Genomic DNA, 15,267 nt, shown 5'->3' on the forward strand with positions numbered 1-15,267 from the left:
TTATTGAGGGTGTTTCCTCGTGACCGATCTTCCTTCTGAAAATAACGCCGCTCGTTTTTTTAACATTGGTGAACGTACCAACGTAACGGGTTCTGCCCGTTTCAAAAAAATGATCTTATCAGGTAATTATACTGCCGCCGTCGAAGTTGCGCGCCAACAAGTAGAAAATGGGGCGCAGATTATCGATGTTAATATGGACGAAGGTTTGCTGGATGCCAAAAAGGCCATGGTCACCTTTTTGCACCTCTTGATGGCTGAGCCGGATATTGCCCGCTTACCTATCATGGTCGATAGTTCGCGTTGGGAAGTTATCGAAGCCGGTCTTCAGTGTGTTTCTGGAAAACCGATCATTAATTCAATCAGCATGAAGGAGGGTGAAGCTCTTTTTCTGGACCATGCGCGCACGGCGATGGCCTATGGTGCCGCTGTTGTTGTGATGGCTTTTGATGAGCAAGGTCAAGCGGATACGCGCGAACGTAAAATAGAGATATGTAAACGCGCTTATGATCTCCTTTTGGGTATCGGTTTTTTACCCGAAGATATTATCTTTGATCCTAATATTTTTGCGGTCGCCACAGGTATTGATGAACACCGTCGCTATGCCATTGATTTTATTGAAGCTTGTCAAGAAATCCGGCGTCTTTGTCCCCATACCCATATTTCAGGGGGCGTTTCCAATCTGTCCTTTTCCTTTCGTGGAAATGAGCCTGTCAGACGCGCCATGCACAGTGTTTTTCTTTACCATACCGTTAAAGCCGGTATGGATATGGGGATTGTTAACGCCGGTCAGCTTGATGTTTACGATATAATCGATCCTCTCTTACGAGAAGCCTGTGAAGATGTAATCTGGGATCGCCGCGAAGATGCAACCGAAAGGTTGATTACCTTAGCCGAAAGCTATCGTGGGGATAGCGCCCAGCAAGCGAAAAAAGCTGAAGAATGGCGTAGCTATGATGTTTATAAACGCCTCGAATATGCGCTGGTAAAAGGTATCGATAGCCATATTGTCGAAGATACAGAAGAAGCCCGTTTGATTGCCGATCGTCCAATCGAAGTGATCGAAGGGCCGTTAATGGACGGCATGAATGTTGTCGGTGATCTTTTTGGCAGTGGAAAAATGTTTCTGCCACAGGTGGTGAAATCCGCCCGTGTCATGAAAAAAGCGGTGGCGCATCTTCTTCCTTATATCGAGGCCGCTAAGGATAAAAATGCGCGCGCCAAAGGCCGGATTATCATGGCTACGGTTAAAGGCGATGTCCATGATATTGGTAAAAATATCGTCGGGGTCGTTTTGCAATGTAATGGCTATGAAGTCATTGACCTTGGTGTGATGGTGCCTTGGGAAAAAATTCTGGAGGCTATTAAGGCACATGATGCTGATATTGTTGGTCTTTCTGGTTTAATTACTCCATCGCTTGATGAAATGGTGACAGTGGCCAGCGAAATGGAGCGCGCCGGCTTGACCCTACCCTTGATGATCGGGGGGGCTACGACCTCAAAAGCGCATACTGCTTTAAGAATTGAACCTGCTTATTCTGGGCCTGTTGTCCATGTTTTAGATGCCTCACGTACTGTCGGTGTTGCCTCGGCCTTGCTATCCGATACGAGACGGGATCAGTATGTTGCCGATATTGCCCACGAATATCAAAAGATACGCGAAACCCGCGAAGGGCGGGGGCAATCTGAATTGCTTCCTCTTGAGGATGCCCGTAAAAATAGTTTTGTCATTGATCCTGCTTTAAAACCTCCTGCACCTAAAAAACCGGGGATTCATCTTTTTGAAAATTGGGATCTAGCCGAGTTACGACGCTATATTGATTGGACGCCTTTCTTCAGAGCGTGGGAGCTTGCCGGTAATTTTCCGGCGATCCTTGATGATGAAGTCGTCGGTGAAACAGCCACGTCTCTTTATAAAGACGCTCAAGCGATGCTGGATCAGATAATCGAAGAAAAATGGCTGACGGCCAAGGCGGTTGTAGGCTTATGGCCCTGTCGGCGGCAGGGTGATGATATTCTGGTTGACTATGAAGGCAAAGAAATTCGCTTGCCTATGCTTCGCCAGCAAATGGTAAAAAGGGCGGGGCGCGCTAATATGTGTCTCGCTGATTTTATTACCGAAGAGGAAGATTGGATCGGCGGTTTTGCGTTAACCTCGGGGCATGGTATTGAAAGCCATCTGGCGCGTTTTCGTGCTGAAAATGATGATTACCGCGATATTTTGTTAAAGGCATTGGCTGACCGACTGGCAGAAGCCTTAGCCGAATGTTTACACCAATATGTCCGTACTACTCTTTGGGGTTATGCCCCAGATGAAATGCTGGATAATCAGGCTTTGATTTCTGAAAAATATAAAGGCATTCGTCCAGCGCCCGGTTATCCGGCTTGTCCAGATCATAGTCTTAAATCTATTCTTTTTGACATGTTGGATGTCCCCCGTGCTGTCAATGTGACTTTGACAGAAAGTCTGGCAATGTGGCCTACCGCTGCTGTTTCTGGTTTTTATTTTGGGCATCCCCAATCCAGCTATTTTGGGGTCGCTCGCATCGGAGAAGATCAGCTTTCTGATTATGCACGGCGTCGGGATATTGACCTTGAAACGGCGAGAAGGTGGTTGACACCAAATTTATAGAAATTAAAAATTAATATCACTCAATTAGTATTAAAAAGCTACTTATGTGGCTTCCTTGTGCTTGAAAGCCAGCAGCGAAATGCTGATATTTAAGTCATAATTTTAAAGATTTCAGAAAAAAGACGTGTCTTATAAAAGACAGGGGGTTCTTTTTTTTGTGAAGGATCGTCTTTTATGATTAATGTTTAGGGCCGGTTTAAATTGCCTCGGCCTGATGTAAAGGAGAGGCGGATGCCCAAACGGGTGCAAGATATCGATATTATGGACGAGATGGTCGCGCGGGGACATTTACCTATCCTACCTGCTGGTATGCGACTTTATGCTATTGGGGATATGCACGGTCGCAAAGATCATTTTGATGTTCTGATGCAACAAATCATCGAAGATAATAATTTGCGCGGCTCCCCGGGGCGCCAAGGTACCCATATCGTCGGTCTTGGGGATTATATTGACCGTGGTATGGAATCAAAGGCGCTTATTGATTTCTTTTTGCACCCGATGCCTTCTTCTTTCCATTGGCATTTTATCGGTGGCAATCATGAAACGGCTATGATCAATATATTTTCTTCGTCGCCTCGGAAAATTACGGCTGAAACGCTATCTGATTGGTTGTCCCGTTATGGTGGACGCGAAACGATGATTAGCTATGGTGTCGAAGCCCATGTTATTGATAAAGCTGCTGAAAATCTGAAATCGAAACATGTCACTCAGAATTTTATCGATAAATTATTAATGGCATGGCGTGCCCGCATTCCGCCTTCTCATTTTGAATTTCTATTTTCTTTACCGGATAGTCTGCAATTTGGTGATTATTTTTTTGCTCATGCCGGTATTCGACCAGGCATTACCTTGAATAAACAAAAAAGTGATGATCTCCGCCGGATTAGAGGTGAGTTTTTACGCGATAAAAGCGATCATGGAGCCGTTATTGTACACGGACATAGTATGAAGCCAGAACCACAAATCCGTTCTAATCGTATTGGTATTGATACGGGTGCTTATACGCCTTCTGGGCGATTAACGGTGTTAGGATTGGAAGGGGGGTCTCGTTGGCTGATGGCCTCAGGTCGTCCCGGATTTATTGGTGCAGAAGCTTTAAAACAGGGGCCACTCCCTTCAATTTCTAAGGCTTTCTACTGATTTTAGGCTTCCTTTGTAAAAGATAGAAACAGGATGATTTTATTCCTGATCAAAATACGATAAAGGCTGGTACTTTCTTCGCTTTCACCTGATGGGTAATCTGTGACTCCACTCGACCATATCCGCAATTTTTCAATTATTGCTCACATTGATCATGGCAAATCCACGCTGGCGGATCGCTTGATTCAGACAACGGGTGGCCTGACCGCTCGCGAAATGTCGGAACAAGTGCTCGATAATATGGATATCGAGAAGGAAAGGGGCATCACCATTAAGGCGCAAACTGTGCGGCTTAATTATACAGCAAAAGATGGGGAAACTTACGTCCTTAATTTGATGGATACCCCGGGGCATGTCGATTTTGCTTATGAGGTCAGCCGTTCTCTTGCTGCCTGTGAAGGGGCTTTACTGGTTGTCGATGCTTCACAAGGGGTCGAGGCGCAAACACTGGCTAATGTCTATCAGTCGATAGAACATGATCATGAAATTATTCCGGTTATCAATAAAATTGACTTACCCGCTGCTGAACCTGAAAAAGTTAAGCAGGAAATAGAAGATATTATTGGCCTTCCTGCCGAAGATGCCGTGTTGGCTTCTGCTAAATCGGGTATTGGTATTGAGGATATTCTGGAAGCCTTGGTAAAACGGATTCCGCCTCCAAAAGGGGATATTAATGCGCCCTTAAAAGCCATGCTGGTCGATAGTTGGTATGATCCATATCTGGGTGTTGTCATTTTGGTGCGGATCATTGATGGTTCGTTAAAAAAAGGCCAACAAGTTACCTTCATGCAGGCTGGAACGACCCATCTTATTGATCGGGTAGGATGCTTTCGTCCTAAAATTGAAATATTGGATGCTTTAGGGCCAGGGGAAATCGGCTTTATTACCGCCCAAATTAAAGAAGTTAGTCAGACCGCTGTCGGGGATACTATTACCGATACTAAACGGCCAACTGCGACAGCCCTTCCTGGTTTTAAAGAAGTCCAGCCCGTTGTTTTTTGCGGTTTATTTCCCGTAGATGCCGCCGATTTTGACAAGCTGAAAGAGTCACTGGGCAAATTACGCTTGAATGATGCCTCTTTCTCCTTTGAACCAGAAAATTCTGCTGCCCTTGGCTTTGGTTTTCGTTGTGGTTTTCTGGGTTTGTTGCATCTTGAAATTATTCAAGAGCGTTTATCACGCGAATATGATCTTGATTTAATCACTACAGCCCCTTCTGTGGTTTATCACTTGACCTTGACCCATGGTGGTGGAGAAATGGATCTCCACAATCCGGCCGATATGCCCGATGTTACTAAAATCGAATCCATTGATGAGCCGTGGATTGAAGCGACTATCTATGTGCCGGATCAATATCTTGGGGCTATTTTGAAATTATGTCAGGATCGCCGCGGGATTCAGAAAAATATGACCTATGTCAGCGGTCGCGTCCAGCTAGTCTATGAATTACCGCTCAATGAAGTAGTTTTTGATTTTTATGATCGCTTGAAATCAATAAGCCGTGGTTATGCGAGTTTTGATTATCATCAGACGGGGTATCAAGAAGGTGATCTCGTCAAAATGACGATTATGGTAAATGGTGAAACGGTCGATGCGTTATCTATGATCGTTCATCGACAGGCTGCCGAAGCTCGTGGACGACAGATGTGTCAGCGGATGAAAGAATTAATTCCAAGGCATCTCTTTAAAATTCCGATTCAAGCTGCGATCGGTGGTAAAGTGATCGCGCGTGAAACCATCGGTGCTATGCGAAAAGATGTGACGGCTAAATGTTATGGTGGAGATATTTCGCGTAAGAAGAAACTTTTGGAAAAACAAAAAGAGGGCAAAAAGCGGATGCGGCAATATGGTAGCGTCGATATTCCGCAGGAAGCCTTTATCGCTGCTTTACGAATGGGAGATGACGGTTAAACCGCCTTCTTTTCTATAAAATTGCTTCTAATCTAAGGAAAATATTTATGACTGATACGCCTCCTGATCATCTTTCGGTTTTCCCTGACAGTGAATGGTTTGATGCGGCCCCTTTACGGCGTGGTGTTGGTATCCGCTTCAAAGGTCATGAACGCACGGATGTTGAAGAATATTGTGTGTCAGAAGGTTGGGTTCGGGTCGCTGCGGGTCGTAGCCGTGATCGTTTCGGACGGCCTATGACGGTTAAACTATCTGGTGAAGTCGAAGCCTTCTATCAGAATGATAATGCTGAAAGCGAAGCTAAAAAAGAGAGTAATCAGGATACAACCACTGCCTAATCAGGGAAACGTATTACGTTTAGCAAGCTTTTCGACAAGTGGCATACCTTATCGGCTTCGCAATCCGATTGGCGTAATAATGTCACCTGTGTTCATAGGGCAGACTGTCTTATCGTTTCTCGTCTCTAAAGCCCTAAAAGCAGGAGCGAAAGAGTGATATTTGCCCATTCGCCGCTTGTCGATTTGCGATCCCAACCTTTTTTTGAAGATAAAAATCGTGCCTTTTGGATGCTGCAATCGGTCGGATGGACGGGCTATTTTGTCCTGAGAGCTTTAGGTGGTCTCGCCAATTCAATGGGGCTGCTTTATATTGTTCCGACGGCTCTTGCGACCGTAACCGGTTATTCTATTACGCTTTTAATGTCAGTTGCCTATCGTCGTTTAATTCATGCGACACCTGTTGTCACATGGAGTATTTCTATCTTCATTTTAGTGGCAGCTTCTGGCATTTTTTCAATGATAGAAGTTTGGGCTCATGCCACTTTTTATCGGTCGGTTTCTATGCCGGTAGGCATCGAGTTTTTAGGCGCTATTCTTTTGGATTTTGCGTTGCTGATTGCATGGTCGGCGCTTTATTATGGTATCAATTATTATCTTATGCTGGAAAAGCATATGGGACGGATTCACCGGATAGAAGCCCAAGCTTCGGCAGCCCAACTAGCTATGTTACGTTACCAGTTGAATCCGCATTTTTTGTTCAATACTTTAAATTCTATTTCAACTTTGGTTTTATTAAAACAAACTAGCCGCGCCAATGCGATGCTCTCTCGGTTATCCTCCTTTTTACGCTATACTTTGGCGAATGAGCCTACCGCTATGGTGACGCTGGAACAGGAAGTTGAAACGTTAAAGCTGTATCTTGAAATTGAAAAAATGCGTTTTGAAGAACGCTTACGTCCGCATTTTGATATTGATCCTGATGTTGCCCAAGCAAGGTTACCGTCTTTATTGCTTCAGCCCCTTATCGAAAATGCGATAAAATATGCTGTGACACCTTGTGAAAATGGCGCTGATATTTCGCTTTCGGCCCGTTTTGAAAATGGTCATGTGCGTATTGATGTAGTGGATAGTGGCCCCGGTGTTATTGAAGAAGATGAAAGCGACGCTTTGGAAGAGTCAGCTTCTATAAAGATTTCGGATGCCAGTAGAACCTCGATTACGACGGAAAATTTGAAAACAGATACTGTAAAATCAGTTATGACCGAGAAAAATCATCATAACTCTGGTTCAACGGGGGTAGGATTACCCAATATAAGAGACAGACTTTTTCAGGCTTATGGGACAGAACAAAGCTTTCAGACTTTTAATCGTGCTGAGGGTGGATTTGCCGTTGTTATTGAGATTCCCTATCAGACAGAAGATAAGACAGTCAGGAAATAATCATGGCTATTCGTACAATTATTGTTGATGATGAGCCTCTTGCCGTTCAAGGCTTGCAATTAAGGCTGGAAGACTATCCTGATATTCAGGTTATCGAGACCTGTCTTAATGGCCGTGAAGCGATCCGTGCTATTAAAACACATAAACCTGACTTGGTCTTTTTAGATATTCAGATGCCCGGTTTTGATGGTTTTTCTGTCTTGCAAGGTATCATGGAAGTAGAGCCGCCTTTAGTCGTTTTTGTCACAGCCTATATGGACCATGCTTTACGGGCTTTTGAAGCCAATGCAGTTGATTATCTGATGAAGCCTGTTGAAACCGATCGTTTGGCTGATACTTTAGAAAGGGTTCGGGGACGGCTAAAAAATCGACGTGCTGTTGATGAAGCAGAAAGATTAAAGGAAGTTCTGGCCGAGGTGGCGCCTGATGCGGCTGAAAATCTAACCGATCTAAGCAAACAACCTACTGCAAGCCGCTATGAAAAAATTATCAACATTAAAGACCGTGGTCAGATTTTTCGCGTAGATGTCGATACAATCGAACGGATCGACGCCGCTGGTGATTATATGTGCATCAATACAGGTGATAATACGCTTATTTTACGAGAAACGATGAAAGATCTCGAACGCAGATTAGACCCGCGTCGTTTCCAACGGGTGCATCGCTCTACGATTGTCAATCTTGATCTTGTGCGTCAAGTTCGTCCCCATACCAACGGCGAATGTTTTTTGATTCTGCAATCAGGTGCCGAAGTCAAAGTGAGCCGTAGTTATCGAGAAGTTGTTGCCCGGTTTGTTTATTAAATAATTTGAGTATCCTCATTATCCAACTGTAAGCGGTTTGCTGTGAAAGTCTGTTCTCTGTTCTTTTCCTGTTTCTACCGCTTTTTTAGGTAAGAACAGAAAACATGTCTTTTAAAATAGCCTATATCATCAATTCTGTAGAAGGCGGCGGGGCCGCCTTACCTATACCCTGGATTGGCGAAGTTCTTAAAAAGGGAGGGGCTGATGTACGTATTTTTGCTCTCACGCGTCGTAATGGTCGCGCTTTAAGGCCCATTCAACAGGCGGGTCTTGATATTGTTGTAAGGGAGGGGGGTGAAAAGGATCACTTAGCGGCCTATTTATGGCTTAAGAAAGAAGTCAAAAGCTGGGGGGCAACTCATCTTTGGACATCCCTTACACGGGCCACTTTATTAGGCCAAACGGTTGGTCATCATTACAAATTACCTGTTATTAGCTGGCAACATTCTGCCCGTCTCAAGAACATAAATACCTTTTTATTAAGGCAATTCCAACGACGTTCAGCTTTTTGGCTTGGGGATTCTCAACAGGTTACTGACTTAACAGGCGCACGATTGCATATCCCGCCCGCACGGCTTTTTTGTTGGCCTATTTTTCGGGCTAATCCCGATGCTCCACACGCTAAGGCATGGCAACAAGGCGAAGTTCTCCGTATCGGCAGTTTAGGGCGTTTGCATCCGTGCAAAGGCTATGATTTTCTTATTGAAACGGTAAAACAATTTAAAACACTGGTAAAACAGCCTTTTACGCTTGATATTGGGGGCGAAGGTCAAGATAAAGACAAACTAACCGCGGCTATAAACGAAGCGGGTTTACAGGATGTTATCCGGTTAGTCGGCTATGTTGATAATCCCCAAGCCTTTCTTGCTAATCTGCATCTTTATGTGCAGCCCTCTTATTGGGAAGGCTTTTGCGTGGCCGCTCATGAAGCTATTCAAGCTGGGTTACCCGTTATTGCGTCTGCAGTGGGTGAGATGCCACATTCCATTGACAATAACAGAACAGGCTTTCTTGTCCCCCCTCAGGATAAAACAGCCTTAGTAAAAGCTTTTATAAAGGCTTTGGCCCATCCCGAAAAATTATCCGCGATGGGAAAGAGAGGAAAGGAAAAACTCTTCCAAAGATTAAGCCCTGAAAGCTTTGAAAAAACAGGTCTGGAAATCGTATCAGCTTTCCAAAAACTGTGATTCCCCTTTAAAAAAGACGTTTTCTCACTTCATATTGCAAAGCAATCAGCGCGCCTTTGGCAGAGCGTGCCCGATGTTTAACATCAATCAAGGTTACCTCGCCAGCCGCGGATAGCGTATGTACGCCGTCAATGGGATAAGGAAAACCAGAAGGTTCCCCCAAAGGTGCGCCTAGACGCGTTTCTACTTTATCGCGGGATAAACAGTCAAAATAGAGCGGTCGGATAGCCTTCCCATAAGTTTGGGTACAATCTTGAACCGGCAGCACCAGCTTGCTTCCCATAATAAAGGGAGTGCCTCCGGCACGACTACCTGAAAGTCCACGGTGAATAGGGTTATGGGGATGCGGATGCCACGGGCCCGACAGTGTTTTTGCCCATGCTACTTCCAAACGCGTTTTTCTAAATTTTAGAGGCCATGCCGGACTATAGAATAGCCACCATAATCCGTCATAATAAACCGGGGTGGCATCAATCGGAATACAACCGGGGTTAATAATAGAAGCGGCTTCCCAACGATAAGGAAATTCTACAGCCCGATAAAGGGTAAGCTGTCCACTATGCCATGCTTCTGGCAGCATCCATATTTCACCTTCCGCCTCTATTAGATAAGGGTAAGAAAGATGCCATGGTTCAGATAGAATAATACGACGATCTAATAAACGATAACTTTTATCGTAGATGAAAAGCTCGATCGCTCCCTTCTTGTAGCGATAGTCAAAATATTCACAGAAAAGATATAATTTATCATTTTGCCATAGACCAAAAGGATCGGCACGAAAACGATAATTACCAGCATCGGGTAACCAAAAACATTCAAGACCTGCTAGAGAACCACGGCCTACAATTTCAGCTATTGGTGCCTTGATGATTGCCGAATGCCATATATCTTTTCGCAAACCCATGAAGATTCTTTCCCGTTATAGTCATCCTTATTCTCATCCTATGCAGGAAGAGATATAGCTTTATCTATTTTCTATCAGAAAAGCGGATGAATAGAGATTTCTTTTATCCTAATTTTCTAGGATACCTTTCTTCTTCTATCTGATGCGCTATTTTCAAAATAGCTTTAGCTGCCCTATCTTCTGATGGTTCGTCAGTCAGGTTAAAACTTTGGTTGAATAACGCTTGCTGCACAGGTTTATAAATAGACTGCTGCCGTTCAAAGCTTAGCTCTAAGGCCTTATCTAGTTCTTCCTGTACATCAGAAATAACATCTCCGGTTTTCCAATGCAGATAATTCGGATCATCTTGCCAATCAACCTGATGACTATTAATAAAAATGCAAGGCCGTGGTCGATAGAGGAATTCATAAATCTGGCTTGATACATCCCCGAGATAAATATCCGCAGCACTAGTATAGGTCATATTGTTTGAAGCCGGACTTCCAAGATCGATATGGATATTGGGGGCCTTCCAGTATTTTTTAGCAATTCTTCCCGGCATACTAAAGCGGAGCTGATCGATTGTCAGGACAAAAGGGCGATGGAACAGCATAACATGGGGTGCAAATATTAAATTATAGCGGTCGCTTTTTAAAAAATACTCTAAAATTTGTCGCCCATGTTGATACCATGAAGAGAGATGGGGCGCAGGATGGGGATTATAAAGCACCGTCGGACGGCCATTAGCCTGCATCGGCAACAGCGGTGGTTTATCTGGGAGCAAACTGAATTTGGGATAACCGATTACCGAAATTTTATCAGGGCTAACCCCGGCTTCTTGGATAAGACGATCTTGAATCTTTGGTCCTGATACTAAAACATGGTCAAATAAAGCACTGGCCTTATCAAAACCGACCGCACGATCGCCCGCGCCATGCCGTGTGTGAATAATTTTTAGATGATTTAGATGATAGCGACTCTTTAAAATAAGCGAGGTTTTTTCGGCTACGACCAGAATATCCAAGGATCGAAAAAAATTGAGATTATCGTGATAAATACTTAGTTTTTTCGCAGGTAAAAATTTTTCAAGCGCCTGTGCGAGAAAACGTGTGAAAGGTTTCCGTAACTGTAATTCCAAAACGGGTAAATGCGGCATCCCAAGTTTAGCCGCCAAACGCCTTATTTCAGCAGTCAGCTTATCATTAGTCGTTGCAATGATGACCTCCATTTCTGGAGCTATGCGCATAAGAGCAAGTGCTGTCGGCAGAGCATGGGCGATCTGATGAGCTTGATCATGATTAAATAAAAACGCAATTTTGATCGGTGGAACAGCCATGCTTTATAATACCATCTGAATAACAAGGATTCTGTAAAACGTATTTGTTTTAATGATTTATGATGTCGGTAAGCTTTTTAACCCTGCGACGCGCATCGGAAAGCATCTGTGCTGTTCATTCTGTTTGTTTGCTAGCAAGGCCATCCCGCTTTCATTATTCTGATATTCTCAGTTCGAGGTATAGAAGCCAGAAAAATGCCTATTTTATGACAGGCTATCTTAAAAGATTGTGAAAAATACATAATTATTCATTTTTTAAGTCATCTTTAGTTTTTCCGAAGTTTTATAAAATAAAATAGCAAAGAGAAATAACCCGCAACTTTCTAAAATACAGGCATGGATACCTGCACCATAAAGACCAAAATGAATAAGCATCCAAGGCAATAAGGGATAAAGACCGATATTGATAAAAATCGTAATCAAGACCGGATGATGGGGACGGCTGATTGTTGTCAAACCCGAAAGAATCGGAGTCGCAATGAGGCTGATTGCCCGCGCGGTTGCAACTAATAAGACAAGAAGGCTCCCGCTATCAAAGGTTTTTCCACCAACAGAAACCATTAACTGTCGGCCAAATAAAGCAATAAGCGTTAGGAAAATAACAGAAACGATAACCGAAAGACCTGATCCCCGCCAAACCGTATGTTGCAACATACGATAATTTTTACGCGCAGCTATCTTAGCCAAAACAGAATAGCTGGCCTGCAATAAGAGAAGAGCGGGCTGTTGTAAGATATTACTAGCTTTTTGAGCTAAGCTAAAAAGTCCTGTTGCGGATGTGCCTAGGCACCAACCAATAGTCAGAGGAACAAGGTTGGGCGTTAATTCTCGCAAAGTTAAATCAAAATTAGTCATGATAGCAAAATGAATTAGACCCGGTTGTTCTTTTGGAACGCTGCGCCATGCTCCGAAGAAAGGCTGATTATGGGATAATTTGGGCCATTCATGGGCAGCTAGAGCCCACATAGCAAGGCATTCAATAACCGCTGAAATCATCCATACCATGATAAAACTATCTAAACCGCCCCTTGTTAACCAAGCTATTAATGTTCCGATAAGACGAAACAGCGGCATAGTTACCTGATGTAATCCGATAAGATCGAAGCGATGGGCTAACTGTAAAATACCTTGGGGGGTCTGTCTTACGGTAGCTAAAACAGCGAGACTAAAAATTTCCGCTTCTGTCATAATATTGGGTGGCCATCCCAGATGTGGGCCAATAATCGGTGCAAGAATTGCGGCAATGATAACAGCTATAATGCCGCAGCTACCTTCAATAACAGCCATGCAGCGCACAAGACGGGCAAAAAAAGAATAGCGCTTATTTTCCAGTGCAATGGCTCCGTAACGGACAACTCCGTGAAAGCCTGAAAAAGCGACTAAGTTACCAATAAGGAGACTATAGCCATAAAGAAGCGTTAAAACACCGTAACCCGTTGCACCAAGATAGCGCGTTACAATTAAAAGATAAACAATACTAATCAGGCCACCGATAGCTTTTCCACCAACTAGCTGAATAAAATTAATAATTATCTGTAGTAATCCTGATTTTTCAGACGATTTTGATGGTATTTCATCTGTGCTTTTAGAAGAAGAAAAATCACCCTCTACTTTTTTAGAAGAATTTCCTGTATCAGAAGAACTAGATGTCATAATAAATTCATTTATAAAGCCGGTCCTTTTTATTTAAAAAAGACCGGCTTCTGGTGAAATGTAGGGTGATAAGTGCATCACCTGATTATTTATTCGGTACCCTATCGTAAAATGACGTTTAGGCAGCCCCGCTAGCGATTTCCAAAGATTTGAATCGTTTCTGATATGTTTTAGTCAGAGTCTCTGCGAGTAAATGGAATTCCTTCTCGCAAGGGCTTCCCTTACGCCAGACCAGCGAAATTGTCCGTGAAGGATGTTGTGAGGCTAAAGGCCGTGCATCAATTTGGGTATTTTCTAATAATCCCGCATCGATAGCCATTTTAGGTAAAAGGGTAATGCCTAATCCATTATCAACCATTTGTACGAGTGTATGAAGCGAAGTACCCATCATAGTTGCTTCAGCCCGTAATTCTGGTCTGTTGCAGGCCGCCAGTGCATGGTCTTTTAGACAATGCCCATCTTCGAGCAATAACAGCCTTTTTTCGTCAATTTGATCCGGTGTAATGACATCGGGCAGATTGGTGTTCTCACCCGGAGGGAAGGCGACATAGAGTCTGTCATCAAATAGATCAACAGAAGCAATATCACCGCAATGATAAGGAAGCGCTAATAAAACGCAATCCACATGTCCCCGATGGAGAGAATCGCAGGCCGCATTTGTCGTCTCTTCTCGTAAGAAGAGTTTAAGCTCTGGCCATTCCTGGCGCAAATCAGGCAAAATACGAGGTAGTAAGAAAGGGGCTATAGTAGGAATAACGCCCATCCGCAATTCGCCGCATAAAGGTTTCCCTGCGGCACGCGCCATATCGCTTAATTCTTCAGCTTCGCGAAGCACGCGCTGCGCTTTTTCTGAAATACGTAAACCTAAAGGCGTAAAACGGACTACGCGGCGTGTTCTTTCTACCAGCGTAACCCCAATCAGAGACTCAAGCTCACGCAGTCCTGCCGACAAGGTCGACTGGGTGACGAAACAGGCATCTGCTGCCCTTCCGAAATGGCCATGATCCTTGAGGGAAACCAGATACTGCAATTGTTTGAGCGTAGGGAGGTAGGTTGTCATTATTGTCCCTCTCGATCAATGCAAGCTTCATAATCAATTTGATCACAGAAGGGCAACTGTTATTTATAGTTTCAGTAGTAAAGCAGACATTTTGCTGCGATAACTGAGTAAGTGATCTGGTATTGAATTGATACGTACCTATAATATTACAGTTATTGTAGCCCATTCTGTGAAATTTAGGAGTTCTAAAAATGCTTACGGTTGGTGATAAATTTCCTGCGTTGAAATTACCTGTTCAGCAAGGCATCTCAGCTTTGCCAAACGGTGAAACTATTGACCTTGGCGAGACGAATGGCAAGTGGAAGGTTGTCTTTTTCTGGCCGATGGACTTCACTTTTGTCTGCCCTACGGAAATTGTGGGCTATAATGACATTAAAGAAGACCTCTCTTTACGTGATGCTGTTTTGATCGGTGGTTCTTGCGACACAGCCTTTGTACATTATGCATGGCGGAAATCGGATGAACGACTGGCCAATGCTGATTTCCCCTGGATTGCCGATAATTCCAAAAAATTGGCTTCAGCCTTGGGTATTGTTAATGAAGAGGCCGGCGTGGCCTATCGTGCAACTTTCATCGTTGATCCTAATAATGTGATCCAACATGTAACGGTTAACTCTTTGAATGTGGGTCGGAATCCCGCTGAAGCGCTTCGTGTTCTTGATGCCTTACAGACCGATGACCTTTGCCCTTGCAATTGGCACAAAGGTGAAAAGGTATTAGATCCAACGGCCTAAATTATAGGCTTGGTATCTTAGAAGGGTCGTTAGACCTGACTTTCATAATCCTTCTTTTTAGTTCAAAGCAGCCTGATGAACGCGTCAGGCTGTTTTTTTATTAGAGCTGCTTTTTTGCACTATTTGCAAAGCTTGAGGTCTTTAACCAGGTTTTAAAATAAAATTTTTTTGTTTTGATAGCAAAAGATAGATTTTTTTCCTGAAAGTGCAGCG

The 15,267-nt window shown here is 43.8% G+C and carries 12 protein-coding genes; 8 read left to right on the plus strand and 4 right to left on the minus strand.

The genetic code is table 11. From position 1 onward, the window contains the following. Nucleotides 1–19: 19 nt before the first annotated feature. From metH to ZYMOP_RS07170, 7 genes are all read left to right on the plus strand, one after another. Entirely contained in the window at nt 20–2,629 is a 2,610-nt protein-coding gene (gene metH / locus ZYMOP_RS07140; RefSeq protein WP_013934654.1) for a methionine synthase, read from the plus strand. A 231-nt stretch (nt 2,630–2,860) separates the two neighbouring features. After that, nucleotides 2,861–3,769 carry a metallophosphoesterase gene (locus ZYMOP_RS07145; protein ID WP_013934655.1) on the plus strand — a complete coding sequence of 303 codons (909 nt, stop codon included), beginning with the start codon at nt 2,861–2,863 and terminating at the stop codon, nt 3,767–3,769. Nucleotides 3,770–3,871: 102 nt separating this feature from the next. Then, nucleotides 3,872–5,680 carry a translation elongation factor 4 gene (gene lepA / locus ZYMOP_RS07150; protein WP_013934656.1) on the plus strand — a complete coding sequence of 603 codons (1,809 nt, stop codon included), beginning with the start codon at nt 3,872–3,874 and terminating at the stop codon, nt 5,678–5,680. Nucleotides 5,681–5,727: 47 nt separating this feature from the next. After that, nucleotides 5,728–6,018 (plus strand): DUF3297 family protein, encoded by a 291-nt coding sequence (locus ZYMOP_RS07155; protein WP_013934657.1) that lies wholly within the window; start codon nt 5,728–5,730, stop codon nt 6,016–6,018. A 156-nt stretch (nt 6,019–6,174) separates the two neighbouring features. Beyond that, complete coding sequence (locus tag ZYMOP_RS07160; protein WP_041582141.1) at nt 6,175–7,398, plus strand: sensor histidine kinase; 1,224 nt, start codon at nt 6,175–6,177, stop codon at nt 7,396–7,398. Between the two features lie 2 nt (nt 7,399–7,400). Further along, nucleotides 7,401–8,201 carry a LytR/AlgR family response regulator transcription factor gene (locus ZYMOP_RS07165; protein ID WP_013934659.1) on the plus strand — a complete coding sequence of 267 codons (801 nt, stop codon included), beginning with the start codon at nt 7,401–7,403 and terminating at the stop codon, nt 8,199–8,201. Between the two features lie 104 nt (nt 8,202–8,305). Then, the gene (locus tag ZYMOP_RS07170) at nt 8,306–9,388 is read left to right on the plus strand and encodes a glycosyltransferase (RefSeq protein ID WP_013934660.1); all 1,083 of its coding nucleotides are present in this window, start codon (nt 8,306–8,308) and stop codon (nt 9,386–9,388) included. A gap of 7 nt (nt 9,389–9,395) precedes the next feature. On the opposite strand, the gene ZYMOP_RS07175 is transcribed toward ZYMOP_RS07170, so the two are convergent. From ZYMOP_RS07175 to ZYMOP_RS07190, 4 genes are all read right to left on the minus strand, one after another. Beyond that, a complete protein-coding gene (locus ZYMOP_RS07175; RefSeq protein WP_013934661.1) occupies nt 9,396–10,292 on the minus strand; it encodes a glucosamine inositolphosphorylceramide transferase family protein in 897 nt (298 codons plus the stop codon). Between the two features lie 103 nt (nt 10,293–10,395). Then, entirely contained in the window at nt 10,396–11,607 is a 1,212-nt protein-coding gene (locus ZYMOP_RS07180) for a hypothetical protein (protein WP_013934662.1), read from the minus strand. 255 nt (nt 11,608–11,862) lie between these two features. Continuing rightward, the gene (locus tag ZYMOP_RS07185) at nt 11,863–13,260 is read right to left on the minus strand and encodes a lipopolysaccharide biosynthesis protein (protein ID WP_013934663.1); all 1,398 of its coding nucleotides are present in this window, start codon (nt 13,258–13,260) and stop codon (nt 11,863–11,865) included. A gap of 118 nt (nt 13,261–13,378) precedes the next feature. After that, nucleotides 13,379–14,320, minus strand: coding sequence for a LysR substrate-binding domain-containing protein (locus ZYMOP_RS07190; RefSeq protein ID WP_013934664.1), 942 nt, complete (start codon nt 14,318–14,320; stop codon nt 13,379–13,381). 191 nt (nt 14,321–14,511) lie between these two features. Between ZYMOP_RS07190 and ZYMOP_RS07195 the strand changes: the two genes are divergently transcribed. Beyond that, nucleotides 14,512–15,054 (plus strand): peroxiredoxin, encoded by a 543-nt coding sequence (locus tag ZYMOP_RS07195; protein WP_013934665.1) that lies wholly within the window; start codon nt 14,512–14,514, stop codon nt 15,052–15,054. Nucleotides 15,055–15,267 lie beyond the last annotated feature (213 nt).

Source organism: Zymomonas mobilis subsp. pomaceae ATCC 29192, from assembly GCF_000218875.1.
Lineage (GTDB): Bacteria > Pseudomonadota > Alphaproteobacteria > Sphingomonadales > Sphingomonadaceae > Zymomonas > Zymomonas pomaceae.